The following is a 15,341-nucleotide window of genomic DNA, read 5'->3' on the forward strand; positions in this document are numbered from 1 at the left end:
GCGCCTATCGGGGGCTGGCGCCGGTGAAGGCGGCGAGCTTCTGGAAGAATGCGGTATTGACGTCGTCGGGCGTCGGAGCCTCGCCCGTCAGCCAGATCAGGAGATCGCGATCCTGCTCCTCCATCAGCGCCTCGAGGACATCGAGCTCGCTGTCGGAGAGGTCGGCGATATGGGCATCGGCGAAGCGGCCGAGGATCAGATCCATCTCGCGCATGCCGCGATGCCAGCAGCGGAAATGGGTACGCCGGCGACGAACGTCCAGCCCCTCGCTCGACAAGGTCGTGCCGCTCATCTGTCCACTCCGCCGCTCGTCACCAATGCGGCGTGGTATAGCCCCCCGGACCGCGCTTGTCAGCCGGAGAAGGACGGGCGCACCTGCGAGGGGCCTCCCCTTCGCCTCTCCCCACGCTCGCCGTCATCCCGGGCGAGCCGTTGCGAGACCCGGGATCCATTCAGCCGAAGCATCGGGAGGCTGGAACGGTCAAAGTCGCGGCTGCATGGATCCCCGCCTTCGCGGGGATGACGGTGGAGGGTGTGGCCGTCGTCAGGGCCTCGAGGCAGCGGAGCCTAACCGTTCAACGCGAGACCCAGCCCCACCATGGATCCCTGCTTTCGCAGGGATGACGGTGGAGGGTGTCGTGGCGTCTGTGGGCGCATAGAACAGGCTCGCGCGGGCCAATTCACCTCTCCCAGAGGGAGAGGTCGACGGCCGCAGGCCGGCGGGTGAGGGGTTGTGACGTTTCAAGCAAAGCTCGGACGTCGTCGCGGAGCAGCTCTGTTCTTAGGGTTCCCTACCCCCTCACCCGGAGCTTCGCTCCGACCTCTCCCCATGGGAGAGGTGAAGGGTCTCGTTTCTGCCTGCGCCTCCCCACCCTCGCCGTCATTGCGGACGAAGCGAAGCGGAGATCCGGGATCCATTCAGCCGAAGTGTGGGGAATGGGTCGCCGATTGAATCGGGACGAGGAGCGGCCATCCCCGGATGACGCCGGAACGCGGGGCCGAACGAAATGAAGAAGGGCGGCCCGAAGACCGCCCCCCATGCGCTGCTATTTGAACACCGCGTCTACCGCGCTCGCCAGCGTCGCGCTGGCGTTGCTCTTGCAATAGGCAACGATCTTCTCTGCATTGGCATGCGACTTCTCGGTGTCGATCATGGCATTGCCGGCCTTGCCGTGGACATAGCCGCTCATCCACATGGCGACGCCAGCAATCCTGGCTGGCGCCATGGCGCCAACCTCCTTGCAGGTCAATTTCGAAGCGTCGATTTCCTTGGCCATGGCTGGGACGGCCAAGACAATACACAGAGATGCAAATGCACTTAGCAAATGACGTGTCATGGTCAGGGCATCCTCTCCTAGAGCCCCCAGCCGGCAAAATAGTGCGATTGGAACTCGCCGTCCGATAACAAGCGCGATCGTCACACTAAAGTTACCGGACGCAGGCGTGACACTTCACGACGCAGACGGCGTAGCTTTGCCAGACAAATACTTGCTTCGCGGCACAAGTAAGTTTCGCTAGCAATCGAAGACCTTGAAGTGGATGGGTGGCGTCTCCAAGCCCCGTGCCGGAAGCTGGCGCAATGCGCGAGGCCCGACCGATTGAGCTCCCACCTCTCCCCGCCCTCGCCGGCGGAGCGCGTGCCGGCCACGGCAGCCAGGCCTTATGCGAACCGGGCGCCGCGCAGCCAACACACGCGCGGCGCCCGCTGCCAGACGTCAGATGTCGACGCCGTAGATGGCCTTGGCGCGCTCGGCGCTCAGGTAGCCGTTCTTGATGTCTTCGAGCACGGCGGCGCGGGGGCGCTTGCTGGGATCGCCGTAGCCGCCGCCATTGCCGGTAACGACGCGGACGATGTCGCCCTTGTTGAGCTCGACGCCGGTCGCGAAGGCATAGCGCTTGCGGCTGCCGTCGGTCTTGATCACGTCGACATGGTTGCCGGTGCCGTCATGACCGCCTTCCATGCCCCAGGGCAGGATCTTCGAGCGAGTGTAGCCACAGGTGAGGAAGTTGCCGTCGGCGCGGACGCGGTAATCCATGCGGATACCCCGCCCCCCGCGCCACTGGCCCTCGCCGCCCTCTTCCGGGTTCAGCGCCAGCTGGTCGACATAGAGGCCGTAGCGGGCCTCGGCGATCTCGGCCGGGCAGTTGAAGGTCTCGCCGTGGAAGCCGGAAAAGATGGCGTTGTTGCCGTCACGACCCGGCATTCCGCCCCAGCCGCCGAGCTCGGGCTCGACGATGGTGAAGTGGCGGCCGGTGTCCGGATGCGGACCGCCGAGCACCGTGCCGCAGATCGAGGCGAAGCTGCCGGCGGAGAGCTTTTCCGGCAGGTGCTGCGCCAGGCAGCGCAGGATCAGGTCGAACACGCGGATCTCGACCTCGTAGTAGAAGCCGTGCGCCGCCGGCTCCTGCGCGTCGAAGATCGAGCCAGGGCGGGTCTTGACGACGAGCGGACGGAACGAGCCGCCATTCGCCGGCGCGCTGACGTCGGTGATCGCCTTGATCGCCATCTGGCACGAGACGACGACGCCGTCGCGGCTGGCGTTGCTCGGGGTCAGCGTCTGGTCGGGATTGTCGGTCAAATCAACGATAAATTCGTCGTCGGTGATCTCGACCGTCACCTTGTAGATCTGGCCGCTGTCCTGCTCCTCGGCGAAGGAGAACTTGCCCTTCGGCAGTTCCTTGAGCGCCTTCAGCGTCACCTGCTCGCCATAATCCATGAAGTGCTTCATGGCGGCGATGAAGGTCGCCTTGCCGTATTTGGCGACGAGGTCGAGGATGCGCTTCTCGCCGATGCGCACCGCCGCGATCGCCGCCCACATGTCGCCCTTCAGGAAGGCCGGCAGGCGGGAGTTCACCGTCATCAGGTCCATGACGGACTGGTTCGGCACGCCCTTCTCGATGATCTTGATCGCCGGAACGCGGAGGCCTTCCTGGAAGATCTCCTTGGCGTCGGTCGACATCGAGCCCGGCACCATGCCGCCGACGTCGTTCCAGTGCGCGATGTTCGCGGTCCAGGCGACGATCTCGCCGTCGGCGAAGACCGGCATCACCAGCACCATGTCGTTCAGATGCGTCACGCCGCCATAGAACGGGTCGTTGGTGGCGAAGATGTCGCCCGGATGGATCGAGGCGATCGGATGCTTGCGCAGGATCGCCTTCGCCGCCTTGTCGAGCACGCCGATGAAGGACGGAATGCCGGCGCCGGAGGATGCGATCTCGCCGTCGGCCGCGCAGATGCCGGTGCCCATGTCGAGCACCTCGTAGATGATCGCGCTCATGGCCGTCTTGCGCATCGCCGCGAACATCTCGTCCGAAATCGCCTGCAGCGAGTTCTGGATGATGTCGAAGGTGACGGGATCGTGGTGCGGAGTGCTCATGTCAGGCCCCCAGTTCGATGTGGGTGTTGCCATAGGCGTCGATGGAAACGCGGTTGCCGGGGTGGATCACCACGGTCGTGCCGGAATCCTCGAGGATCGCCGGGCCGCTGAAGCGCATTCCCGGCTCCAGCTTGGCGAGATCGTAGATCGTCGCCTCGTGCACGCCCTCGAGCGCATAGTCGACGTCGCGGCGGCTCTTCACCGCCTGGTCGAGCGTCGCCCCCGTCATCGGCAGCGCGTTCATCTCGAGCTTGCCCACTTCGGCCGAGGCGACGAGATGCAGCCCGACGATCTCCACCGGCGCGTCGAGGCGATAGGTGTATTCGCGCTCATAGGCCGTATGGAACCGGTCGATCATCGCGTCGATCGCGGCGGCGTCGACGGCATGGCCCTCGAACTCGACCTCGACCGCGTGCTCCTGGTTCTGGTAGCGGCACTTGATGAAGGGGACGAGCTTCACCTTGTCGGCCGCGACGCCTTCTCGAGCGAACTGCTCGGCGGCGCGGAGCTTCGTCTCGTGCAGCAGCGCTTCCAGCGCGGCGACGCGGCCGGCGCCCGGCTCGATCAGGCGCGACACGAAGAGATCGCGGCGCAGATCCGACATCATCATGCCCCAGGCCGAGAACACCGAGGCGCCGCGCGGGATGACGACCTTCTTCATGCCGAGCTCGGTGGCGAGCGCCACCGCGTGCATGGCGCCGCCGCCGCCGAAGGCGACCAGCGTGAAGTCGCGCGGGTCATGGCCACGGTTGAGCGAGACCAGCTTCAGCGCGTTGATCATGTTGTTGTTGGCGATGCGGATGATGCCGCGCGCCGCCTCGATCGGCGAAAGCCCGAGTTTTTCCGCGAGCGAATTCAGCGCGCCGTCGACGGCCTTCATGTCGGCCGTGATGGTGCCGCCGCAGAAATAGTCCTTGTCGATGCGGCCGAGCGCGAGATTGCCGTCGGTCGTCGTCGCCTGGGTGCCGCCGCGGGCATAGGCCGCCGGGCCCGGCATCGCGCCGGCCGATTGCGGGCCGACATGCAGCTTGCCGAAATCGTCGACCCAGGCGATCGAGCCGCCGCCATTGCCGATCTCGACGAGATCGACCACCGGCACCATGATCGGATAGCCGGACGCGGTGCGGTCGCGCTCGATCCAGTAGTCGGTCATGATCTTCACATGGCCGTTCTCGATCAGCGAGCACTTCGCCGTGGTGCCGCCGATGTCGAGCGCCAGCACGTTCTTCTCGCCGAGGATCCGGCCGAGTTCCGCCGCGCCCCAGAAGCCGGACGCCGGACCGCTCTCGACCATGGTGATCGGGATCTCGCGCGTTGCCGACAGCGTGTCGACGCCGCAGTTCGACTGCATGACGTAGAGCTGGCCGCCGAACTCCTTCGAGGCGAGCCCGTCTTCGAGCCGGCCGAGATAGCGGCTCGCCACCGGCTGCACATAGGCGGAGAGCACCGCCGTCGAGGCGCGCTCATATTCGCGCCATTCGCGGGTGATCTGGTGCGAGGCGACGACCGAGACCTCCGGCCAGAGCTTGCGCACCTCGGCGGCCACCGCCTGCTCGTGCCTGGGATCGGCATAGGAGTGCAGCAGGCAGATCGCGATCGCCTCGACGCCCTCGGCGCGGAAATCCTCCAGGATCGCCGGCAGACCGGAAAGGTCGAGCGGGCTGCGCTCCTCGCCGGTATAGGCGATGCGGCCCGGCACTTCGCGGCAGAGATAGCGCGGCACGAAGGGCTGCGGCTTCACATATTGCAGGTTGAAGAAATCGGGCCGGTTGCCGCGCGCGATCTCCAGCACATCGCGAAAACCTTCCGTCGTGATCAGCGCCGTCCTGGCGCCCTTGCGCTCGGTCAGCGCGTTGATGACGACGGTGGTGCCATGCGCGAAAAAGGCGATGTCGGCGGGATCGACCTCGGCCTTGGCGAGCACGTTCAGCACGCCCTGCTCGAAATTCGGCGGCGTCGTGTCGGATTTCGCGGTGCGGACGGTCTGGCGGCCCGTGGCGGTGTCCGTCTCGAAATAGACGAGATCGGTGAAGGTGCCGCCGACGTCGGTCGCGACGCGGATCGTCTTGTCGCTCATGTCAGTTCTTTCCCTCGACGAGCTGCGATGCCTGCTCGGTCACGGTGGCGGCGAGGATGCCGATCGCCGCGAAGGGGCGCAGCGCCATGGCGCGCTCGACCTTCTCGGGCGTGTAGGCGCCGGTCTTGTCGAGGATGTTGATGGTGCCGATCACCTCGTCGTCGAACACGACGGGCACGTTGATGCAGGAGCCGCAGCCGAGCTGCTCGATCAGCTCATAGTCATGGAAGACCGTCGCGATCTCCTCGATCGAGTTGGCGACATAGGGCTTCTTCTCGCCGATCACCAGATCGTTCCACTTGCCGGCGGCCGACTGCTTGTAGCCCGAGGTCGGGTATTCGACCGGATGGTTGGAATAGAGCCGGCGCGACATGCCGGAGGCGATGTCGGCGTTCATCACGGTGAAGATGATCGCGCCGACTTCGCGCTGGTAGAGTTCCTCGACCTTGGCGAGCGTCGCGGTCGGCTGGTCGCCGGCGCCGAGCGCCGCGATGAGATCGTCCCACGCCGCGCGATCCGCCACGGGATCGGCCTGCCGCTCTGCAGTAGTGCTCATTCTCAGATCCTTCCTATTCGGCCCCGGCGGGAACTTCCGTCCCAACCCGGATGGCGGCGCGCAGCGCTGCCTCGGCCTCCGTAACGACGGGAATGGCTCCGATCAGCTCGCGCGTATACGCGCTCTTCGGATCGGAGAAGATGGCCTCGACCGGGCCCGTCTCGACGAGGCGTCCCTTCTGGAACACGCTCACCCGGTCGGCGATCGCCCGCACGACCGCGAGATCGTGCGTGATGAAGAGGTAGGTCAGCCCGCGCTCCTGGCGCAGGCGCTGCAGAAGCTGGAGCACCCGCGCCTGCACCAGCACGTCGAGCGCCGAGGTCGGCTCGTCGAGCACCAGCAGTTCCGGCTCGCAGGCGAGCGCCCGGGCGATCGCGATGCGCTGGCGCTGGCCGCCGGAAAGACCGCGCGGCGAGCGCCGGGCATGCGACGCTTCGAGCCCCACCTCCTCCAGCAGCGACGCGACACGGCCGTTGCGATCGGCGCTGCGGCCGAGGCCGTGCACGTCAAGCGGCAGGCGGATCGAGGCGCCGACGCTGCGGCGCGGGTTCAACGCCGAGAGCGGGTTCTGCTGCACCAGCTGGATCGCCCGCTTCTGCTCGCGCGTCCGGCTGCGTTCCAGCGGCTTGCCGTTGAAGCGGATTTCGCCCGACGTCGCGCCGAGCAGGCCCAGCACCAGATTGGCGAGCGTCGTCTTGCCGGAGCCGCTCTCGCCGACGATGGCGTGGCATTCGCCGCGCTCGAAGGCGACCGAGACGTCGGAGAGCGCCGCGACGCTGTGGCCGTCGGCGACAAACGTCTTGCCGATATGATCGAGTTCGAGGATCGGCTCGCGCAGGTCGCGGGTCATGCGAAGGCCTCCGTCGGCTCGCCGCAGCCCGCATGCACGAAGAGCGGCTTCTCGAAATCGGGACTGCGTTCCGGCAGGTCCGGCAGGCCGCCGCCCGAGATCTTCGGGATCGCCGAGAGCAGCGCCCGCGTATAGGGATGGCGCGGATCGTTGAAGAGCTGCGCCGTCGTGCCGTGCTCGACGATGCGGCCGCGATAGATGACATAGACGCGGTCGGCGAATTCGCGCACGACGCCGAGATTGTGCGAGATCAGGAGCACCGACGTGCCGGTCCGCTCGGTCATCTCGTGCATCAGCTTCAGCGTCTGCGCCTGCACCGTCACGTCGAGCGCCGTGCCCGGCTCGTCGGCGATCAGGAGCTGCGGCCGGTTGGCCAGCGCCATCGCGATCATGACGCGCTGGTTCATGCCGCCGGAAAGCTGGAACGCGTAGGAATCGAGTGCCCGCGTCGGATCCGGGATCGAGACTTCGGCCAGCGCCGCCTCGGCGCGCCGGTCGGCCTCGGCCTTGGCGATCGAGCGATCGCCGGAGCGCAGCACGTCGCGGAACTGGCCGCGGATCTTGAAAGTCGGGTTCAGCGCCGAGGTCGGATCCTGGAAGATCATGGCAACCCGGTTGCCCCGCCGCCGGGCGATCTCCTTGCCGCCCTTCGCCGCGTCGATGCCGTCGAACCAGATATGCCCCGCGACATGCGTGCGCTTCTGGTCCTGCAGCAGGCCCATGGCGAGGCGGGCGGTCACCGACTTGCCGGAGCCGCTCTCGCCGACAAGCGCGACCTTCTCGCCGGCGCGGATATGCAGCGAGATGCCGTGCAGCACCTCGGTGACATTACGACGGTCGCCGAAGGCGAGGCGCAGGTCGCGGATGGTCAGGACGGACTTCTGGGTGTTGGTCGCTTGCATCTCAGCCCTCCGCCTCGAAGGCTTCGCGCAGGCCGTCGCCGACCAGGTTGAAGCCGAGCACGACGAGCAGGATCGCGATCGCCGGGAAAACCGTCAGCCACCAGGCGTCCGGCATGTATTTGGCGCCGTCAGCCACCATCGAGCCGAGATCCGGCGTCGGCGGCTGCACGCCGAGGCCGAGGAAGGAGAGCGACGAGGCCATCAGGATGACGAAGCCGACATCGAGCGTCATCTTGGTCAGGATCGACGGCCAGCAGTTCGGCAGGATCTCGCGGAACAGGATGTGCGCGGTCGAGGCGCCGACCGTCTCGGCGGCCAGCACATAGCCCTCCTGCGCCTCGGCGCGGGTGACGTTGTAGATGAGCCGCGCGTACCAGGGCCACCACATGGCGGTGATGGCGAGCATGCCGTTCAGCAGCGTCGGCTCCAGGAAGCCCATGATCGCCATGGCGAGCACCAGCGGCGGCACGGCGAGGAACACGTCGGTGATCCGCATCAGGATGTAGTCGGTCCAGCCGCCCTTGTAGCCGGCGACGAGGCCAACGATGACGCCGATCGGCGTCGCGATGGCCAGCACGACGATCGCCATGATCAGCGACAGGCGGTAGCCGTAGATGATGCGGGTGAAGAGGTCGCGGCCGATCATGTCGGTGCCGAACCAGAAGGCGCCGCTCGGCGCCGCCGTCATCGCCGTGAAATCGCCGGTCGGGCCGACATGGTCCGGATAGGGCGTGACGAAGGGCGCGAAGATCGCCAGCAGCACGATCGCGGCGACGAGGACGAGGCCGACCAGCGAGAGCGGGTCCGAGCTGAACGCCGCCCAGGCCCTGGAGCGGCCGCGCGTCCGCGAGGCCATGACGGGGCTATCGGGTTCCGACATGTCAGGCCCTCCCCGCCGCGAGACGGATGCGCGGATTGATGATGTTGACCAGGATGTCGACGATGATGTTGACGATCAGGAAGGCGGCGGCGATCACCAGCACCGTCCCGACGATGGCATCGAGATCCTTGCGCAGGATCACCTCGACGCCATAACGCGACAGGCCGGGCCAGCCGAACACCTTCTCGACAAGAAAGGCGTTGCCGAGCATCGCCGCGAATTCAAGACCAAGGATAGTGAGCGTCGGGATCAGCGCCGGCCGGAAGGCATAGCGCGTGGCGATCCGTCGGCCGGGAAAGCCATAGGCGCGCGCCATCTCGACATAGGGCCGCTCATAGACCTCGTTCATGTTCGAGCGCGTCAGCCGCGCCGTCTGGCCGAGGCCGGACATCGCCAAAGCCAGTGCCGGCAGGATCAGGTGGTGCAGCGCGTCGAGGAAGCCGGCGCCGTTGCCGGCGATCGCCATGTCGACGAGGATGAATCCGGTCACGGCGGGCGCGGCGGCGACCGACTGGCTCAACTGCCCCTCGATCGGGAACCAGCCCCAGAAATAGCCGAGCACCAGCTGCAGGATGACGCCCCAGACGAAGGCCGGCGTGCAAACGCCGAGCAGCGAGATCAGCCGCCCGACATGATCCGGGAAACGCCCCCGGTAATGCGCCGAGAGAATGCCGATCGGCAGCCCGATCAGCACCATCAGGATGCCGGAGACGAAGACCAGCTCCAGCGTCGCCGGCAGGAACTGCGCGATGTCGGTCGTCACCGGCCGGTTGGTGTAGAGCGACGTGCCGAGATCGCCCTTGGCGACCGATTTGACGAACTCCCAGTACTGCACCGGCAGCGGCGCATCGAGATGACGCTCCAGCCGGAGTGCGGCGACCTGCTCGGCCGTGGCGTTCGGACCGAGCGCGATGCGGGCCGGATCACCCGGCATCACCCGCGCGATGGCGAAGATCAGCATCGAGATGCCGATCATCACGATCAGGGCGGCGCCAAGCCGATGCAGGAGGGATCTGAGGATGTTCGACATTGCTACCCGTTCGCTGGGGCCCTGCTCTTCACCTCTCCCTGAGGGAGAGCTTTGTGCGATGCCGGCTTCGTCATGTTGAGAAACCGAACAGCCGTCTCGACGCCTCGGCCAACCGGCTGAGGCTCCTTCCTTCACCTCTCCCTGAGGGAGAGGTCGACGGCCGAAGGCCGGCGGGTGAGGGTTTACGGCCTCACCGGATAGTTCCCTAAACCCTCACCCGGAGCTTCGCTCCGACCTCTCCCTCAGGGAGAGGTGAAGGGTCGCGCCCCGCCCGGAGAAAACGTGTTCTGTCCCGGACGGAGAGGGAGACGTGGGCGCGATCGATAAAACGCGCCCACGACGAGATTGGATCGAGAGGCGCCCTACTCCGCCATTTCCATATCGCGGAAGGTGAAGCCGTAGGCGGAGAGCGCGAAGCGGTGCGCGTCGTCGGACAGCGCCGGCACCGTGACCGCCTTGCGCGCCGGGAACACCGCGACCTGGTCGTAGGCGTAGATCGTCGGGGCGAGATCACGCAGGCGCTGGCTCAGATCCTCGTAGATCTTCTGGCGCTTCTCGTGATCCGTCTCGGCGCGGCCCGCCTCGAGCAGCTTGTCGACCTCGGCGTCCTCCAGATATTCCGGCGACTGCCAGGTGCCCTTCGCCGACGAATGGTAGGTGTTGAAGAGCAGCGAATCCGGATCCGGCGTCGTCGCGCTGTTGGAGATCTGCGAGATGTTCGGCGTCGTCTCGGGCTTCGTCACCATCTCGGTGAACAGCGCCCAAGGAACGCGCTTCACGACCGGCTTGAAGCCGAGCTGCGAGAAGTTCGCCTGCATCAGGAGGGCAAAGCGCTCCTCGAGCGGCACCTCGGCGATCCAGGAGATCTCGAGCGGCGTATCACCCGGCTTGTACTTGCACTGCGCCAGCTCGGCCTTGGCCTTCTCCATGTCCTGCGCATACTTCGGCACCGTGGTCGAGGAGCCGAGCATGCCGTGCGGGATCGGGCCATTGGCCGGATTGCCAAGCGAGACCTTGTCGGTGACAGCGATCATCTTGTGCGCGGTCGCGTAGTCGAACGCATAGGTCAGCGCGCGGCGGCAATGCACGTCGTCGAGCGGCGCCTTCGCCGTGTTGAGCTTGACGTAGAAGACGTTGGTGCCGGTCTCGGTCAGGAGCTGCATCTTGTCGTCGGCGGCGAGCGCCTTGGCGACCTCGGGCGGCAGCCACTGCGAGGCGATGTCGTGCTCGCCCTTGGAGAGCAACGCGCGCACAGTCGACGCCTCGAGGCCGTAGCGGAAGCGGACCTTGTCGGGCGACTTCGGCGTCGCGCCTAGGAAATAACCCGGGAACTTGGCCATCACCGTTTCGGACTGCGGGTTCTGGCTCACGACGACATAGGCGCCCGAGCCGGCGTCGTTGGCCGACAGCCAGGCCTCCGAATAGTCGCCGAACGCGCCGTACTTGCCGTCCGCCTGATGCGAGCGGGCGAGCTTGGAATCGACCACCGGCAGGCGGACCAGCGACGCCAGGAACGGCGAGAACGGCCCCTTCAGCGTGAACTTGACGGTCTTCGGATCGGTTGCCTCGACCTTGTCGACGCTCTCGGCGAAGAGATGGGAGAAGCCCTGCCCGAGCGCGATCATGCGGTCGTAGGAATAGACGACGTCCTCGGCGGTCAGCGGGTTGCCGGAATGGAACTTGACGTCGTCGCGCAGCGTGAAGGTGTAGACGTTGCCGTCGACCGTCCAGCTCGCGGCCAGCAGCGGCTCCATGCCGGGCTTGCCGGCGGAGGGCGTGACCAGCGTGTCATAGACGTTGAACATCAGGATCGAGTCGGCGTAGTCGGACGCCTTGGCCGGATCGAGCTCGCCGATTGGCACCTCGTCCAGGCGCAGCACCGTCTCGGCAAATGCCGGGGCCGCCGCCAGAATGGTCGTGGAAAGCGCCGCTATCAGCAGCGTCGCGCGGAAGCTGTTCATCGAATTACCTCTTTTTCACCCTCTGCCATGGCGCTCACGGCCTTGGTATTGCGTCCCTTGCGGGCTTCTTTTCCGACCGGGGATAAACCGCCGTGACGCGCCGGATCCCCGAAAAGCTGTTGCGTGCCGACGGAAAGCACCTCGGCGATCTGGTCGGTCGGGTTCTGCACCCGATGCGGCCGCTGGGCCGAGAAGTGCAGCGTGTCGCCGGCCTTCAAGTCGAAATTCGTGTCGTCTATGACGTAGCGGATGGTGCCGCTCAGCACATAGACGATCTCCTCCCCCTCATGCGCCGTCGTCTCCGACAGATAGCGTGGCGGCACGTTCATCTTGACCGCGTTCAGCATCTGCCCCGGAAACGTCGTCGACAGACGTTCGTAGGAGATCCACGCCGGGTTGATGGCGTAGGAATCCCTGCCCTCCCGCCGCGACACCGCGTTCGGGATCTCCGGCTGGTGCAGGAACGCGCTGACCGGAAGATCCAGCACCTTGGCGATCGTCACCAGGGACGACAGCGACGGCGTGGTGATGTCCCGCTCGACCTGGCTCAGAAAGCCGATCGACAATCCCGTCGCCTCCGCGACCCGCTGCAGCGTCAATCGCCGCTGCTTGCGCGCTTCCCGGATCTTCACCCCAACCTTCAAGGGATCGCTGGTCATGCCGCCTCTCCCCGCCGTTTTTGCCCGACGCTGCAATATTTCACCATAGCTAAAATTACAAGGCAAGGTCCTTTGCCACCGCAGCAAGGACCGCCCAGTTTGCCCCGCCAATGGACGCGGGACATTGTGCTGCATCAACGATAAGGCAGCTACTGCGAAGGCAAGCAGGTGAAGGGGGTAACGAGAGGCTGACGGGCCGCTAACGCGTTAACGCAGCGGCTGGGGCTGCGCGACGTCGAGGATGCGGAAGCTCGCCTGCTTGCGGCCCTGCCAATGATCGATGCTCAACGTGCCGGCGACATGCAGCGGCCGGCCGCGCGAGGCGAGCAAGGTGCGGCCGAGGTCGCTCTCGGCGGCGCGGAAGGCGATCGCCTTGAGGTTCTGGTCGCCGCCGGAAAGCGTGACGCGGACATGGCCATTGCCGACGATGTCGGCATAGTTGACGAAGTGCGCCGGCAGCACGAAGACAGGCTCGGCATGCCCGGCCCCGAACGGTCCGGCCTGCTCGACCCGCTCGATGAAATCGGGCGTCGCGGCCCGCGCCGTCAGCGCGCCGTCGACGAGCAGCTGGTCCGCCTGCCGCGCCTGTCGCGACGCCTCGGCGGCGCGGGCTTCCAGGAAAGCCCGGAATTCCGCGAACTTCGCCGGCTCGATCGTCAGGCCGGCCGCCATGGCGTGGCCACCACCCTTGACCAGCAACCCGGCCTCGACGGCGCCGCGCACGAGCGCGCCGAGGTCGACGCCGGAGACGGAGCGGCCCGATCCGGTGCCGGTGCCGTTCGGCATCAACGCGATGGCGAAGGCCGGCCGGCGGAAGCGTTCCTTGAGCCGAGCCGCGATCAACCCGACGATGCCCGGATGCCAGCGGTCGCTCGCCGTGACGATGACGGCAGGCCCCTCGCCCGACCCGATCTCGGCCTCGGCTTCCGCGACCGCCTCCTCGAGCATCGACGTTTCAATGGCTTGGCGCTGCTTGTTCAGATCGTCGAGCTCGACCGCGATCCGCTCGGCCTCGGCCGCGTCGTCCAGCGACAGCAGCCGGGCGCCCAGCGCCGCGTCGCCGATCCGGCCGCCGGCATTGATGCGGGGACCGAGCAGGAAGCCGAGATGATAGGGCGCGACGGGCACGTCGATGCGGGCCGCGAGCGACAGCGCGGCCAGGCCCGGATTGGCCCGCCGACGCACCGCCAGCAACCCCTTGGTCACGAAAGCCCGGTTGAGGCCCACCAGCGGAACGACGTCGCAGACGGTGCCGAGCGCGACGAGATCGAGCCATTGCAGCAGGTCCGGCTCGGGCCGCATCGGGCCATACCAGCCGCGCTTCCTGAGCTCGCGATTGGTGGCGACGACGGCGAGGAAGGTGACGCCGACGGCCGCGAGATAGCCGAGGCCGGAGAGATCGTCCTGCCGGTTCGGATTCACCACGGCCAGCGCCGGCGGCAGTTCCGCGCCCATCTGGTGGTGATCGAGCACCACGGCGAGCCGGCCGAGATCGCGGGCGACGCCCAGCGCCTCATGGCTGGTCGAGCCGCAATCGACTGTGACGATGAGGTTGGCGCCCTCTTCCACCAGCGTGCGGATGGCGTCCGGATTGGGACCGTAGCCTTCAAAGATGCGGTCGGGGATATAGATCCGGGTTTCGACGCCCTGGGAGCGCAGGAACCGGGCGAGCAGCGCCGAAGAGGTCGCACCATCGACGTCGTAGTCGCCGAAGATCGCCACATGCTCGCCGGCCTCGACGGCGTCGGCGATGCGCGCCGCCGCCGAGTCCATGTCGGTAAGCACGGACGGATCCGGCATCAGCCGGCGCAGGCTCGGATCGAGGAAATGCGCCGCGTCGTCGATCGCGACGCCCCGCCCGGCAAGGACACGGGCGACGAGCTCGGGGATCTCATGCCGCTGCGCCATGGCGGTCGCCGCCAGGCTCGCATTCGCATCGACCCGTTCGGTCCAGCGGCGCCCGGTCACGGACCCTTCCACGCCGAGAAAGGCGCGCCGTGCGTCGCTGGATGGCATGCTCATGGAGACGGGCTCAGCCCTCGTTTTCGAACTTCTCGAGGTCGCGGTGCGTCGCCTTGATCCAGCGGACGGTGCCCGAGGACGAACGCATCACGACGGTATCCGTGGTGATCTCGCCGTTCCGCGCGAAGCGGACGCCCGAGAGCAAATTGCCGTCGGTGACGCCGGTCGCGGCAAAGAGCACGTCGCCCTTGGCCATCTCGTCATGGGTGAACTTCTTGTCGAAGTCCTGCACGCCCATCTTCGCCGCGCGCTCACGCTGGGCGTCGGACTGGGTCACGAGACGGCCCTGCATCTGGCCGCCGATGCAGCGCAGCGCCGCCGCGGCGAGAACGCCCTCGGGGGCGCCGCCGATGCCGAGATAGATGTCGATGCCGGTCTCGTCCGGATTGGTCGTGTGGATCACGCCGGCGACGTCGCCGTCACCGATCAGGCGGAGCGCGGCGCCGGTGGCGCGCACGTCCTCGATCAGCTTGGCATGGCGGGGACGGTCGAGGATGCAGGCGGTGATCTCGTTGACCGGCACGCCCTTGGCCGACGCCAGCGCGCGGATGTTCTCCATCGGCGAGGCGTCGAGATCGACAATGCCCTTGGCGTAGCCCGGGCCGATGGCGATCTTCTGCATGTAGACGTCGGGCGCGTAGAGCAGGCTGCCGCCCTCGGCGATCGCGATCACGGCCAGCGAATTCGGCTGGTTCTTGGCGCAGATCGTCGTGCCTTCGAGCGGGTCGAGGGCGATGTCGACGCGCGGACCGGAGCCCTTGCCGACGTTTTCGCCGATGTAGAGCATCGGCGCTTCGTCGCGCTCGCCCTCGCCGATCACGACCGTGCCTTCGATCGGCAGGCGGTTGAGTTCGCGGCGCATAGCGTCGACGGCGGCCTGGTCGGCGGCCATTTCGTCGCCCCGGCCGCGCCAGCGCGCAGCCGCGACAGCGGCGCGCTCGGTCACGCGCACCAGCTCAAGCGTGAGGATACGGTCCAGACCCGCCGCCTTCGCATTTCCAGTCGTCGCCATGTGTGGTGCTCCGCT

Annotated in this window: 13 protein-coding genes; all 13 read right to left on the reverse strand. The window is 66.8% G+C overall.

The features are described 5' to 3' along the window. Positions 1-4: 4 nt before the first annotated feature. Positions 5-292 carry an FAD assembly factor SdhE gene (locus tag AC6HZP_RS13370; protein WP_497523271.1) on the reverse strand — a complete coding sequence of 96 codons (288 nt, stop codon included), beginning with the start codon at positions 290-292 and terminating at the stop codon, positions 5-7. Between the two features lie 754 nt (positions 293-1,046). Continuing rightward, positions 1,047-1,337, reverse strand: a complete 291-nt coding sequence (locus AC6HZP_RS13375) for an HdeA/HdeB family chaperone (protein ID WP_201404019.1) — start codon at positions 1,335-1,337, stop codon at positions 1,047-1,049. Between the two features lie 378 nt (positions 1,338-1,715). Next, the gene (locus AC6HZP_RS13380) at positions 1,716-3,377 is read right to left on the reverse strand and encodes a hydantoinase B/oxoprolinase family protein (protein ID WP_497523272.1); all 1,662 of its coding nucleotides are present in this window, start codon (positions 3,375-3,377) and stop codon (positions 1,716-1,718) included. A 1-nt stretch (position 3,378) separates the two neighbouring features. Continuing rightward, positions 3,379-5,454 carry a hydantoinase/oxoprolinase family protein gene (locus AC6HZP_RS13385; RefSeq protein ID WP_497523273.1) on the reverse strand — a complete coding sequence of 692 codons (2,076 nt, stop codon included), beginning with the start codon at positions 5,452-5,454 and terminating at the stop codon, positions 3,379-3,381. A gap of 1 nt (position 5,455) precedes the next feature. After that, positions 5,456-6,010 (reverse strand): GAF domain-containing protein, encoded by a 555-nt coding sequence (locus AC6HZP_RS13390; protein WP_497523274.1) that lies wholly within the window; start codon positions 6,008-6,010, stop codon positions 5,456-5,458. A gap of 13 nt (positions 6,011-6,023) precedes the next feature. Then, entirely contained in the window at positions 6,024-6,860 is an 837-nt protein-coding gene (locus AC6HZP_RS13395) for an ABC transporter ATP-binding protein (RefSeq protein WP_497523275.1), read from the reverse strand. Further along, positions 6,857-7,762 carry an ABC transporter ATP-binding protein gene (locus AC6HZP_RS13400; protein WP_497523276.1) on the reverse strand — a complete coding sequence of 302 codons (906 nt, stop codon included), beginning with the start codon at positions 7,760-7,762 and terminating at the stop codon, positions 6,857-6,859. Before AC6HZP_RS13400 ends, AC6HZP_RS13395 begins: the two co-directional genes overlap by 4 nt. Position 7,763: 1 nt before the next feature. Beyond that, a complete protein-coding gene (locus AC6HZP_RS13405; protein WP_497523277.1) occupies positions 7,764-8,642 on the reverse strand; it encodes an ABC transporter permease in 879 nt (292 codons plus the stop codon). Between the two features lies 1 nt (position 8,643). Then, positions 8,644-9,672 carry an ABC transporter permease gene (locus AC6HZP_RS13410; protein ID WP_201404025.1) on the reverse strand — a complete coding sequence of 343 codons (1,029 nt, stop codon included), beginning with the start codon at positions 9,670-9,672 and terminating at the stop codon, positions 8,644-8,646. 362 nt (positions 9,673-10,034) lie between these two features. After that, positions 10,035-11,633: an ABC transporter substrate-binding protein gene (locus AC6HZP_RS13415; RefSeq protein WP_497523278.1), complete on the reverse strand. Its 1,599-nt coding sequence runs from the start codon at positions 11,631-11,633 to the stop codon at positions 10,035-10,037. Further along, complete coding sequence (locus AC6HZP_RS13420) at positions 11,630-12,292, reverse strand: cupin domain-containing protein (protein ID WP_201404027.1); 663 nt, start codon at positions 12,290-12,292, stop codon at positions 11,630-11,632. The genes AC6HZP_RS13415 and AC6HZP_RS13420 overlap by 4 nt, the downstream gene beginning before the upstream one ends. Before the next feature lie 207 nt (positions 12,293-12,499). Next, entirely contained in the window at positions 12,500-14,314 is a 1,815-nt protein-coding gene (recJ, locus tag AC6HZP_RS13425) for a single-stranded-DNA-specific exonuclease RecJ (protein ID WP_497523279.1), read from the reverse strand. 10 nt (positions 14,315-14,324) lie between these two features. Continuing rightward, the gene (gene glpX, locus AC6HZP_RS13430) at positions 14,325-15,326 is read right to left on the reverse strand and encodes a class II fructose-bisphosphatase (protein WP_201404029.1); all 1,002 of its coding nucleotides are present in this window, start codon (positions 15,324-15,326) and stop codon (positions 14,325-14,327) included. Positions 15,327-15,341 lie beyond the last annotated feature (15 nt).

It is taken from the genome of Kaistia sp. SLG-1 (genome assembly GCF_059699055.1).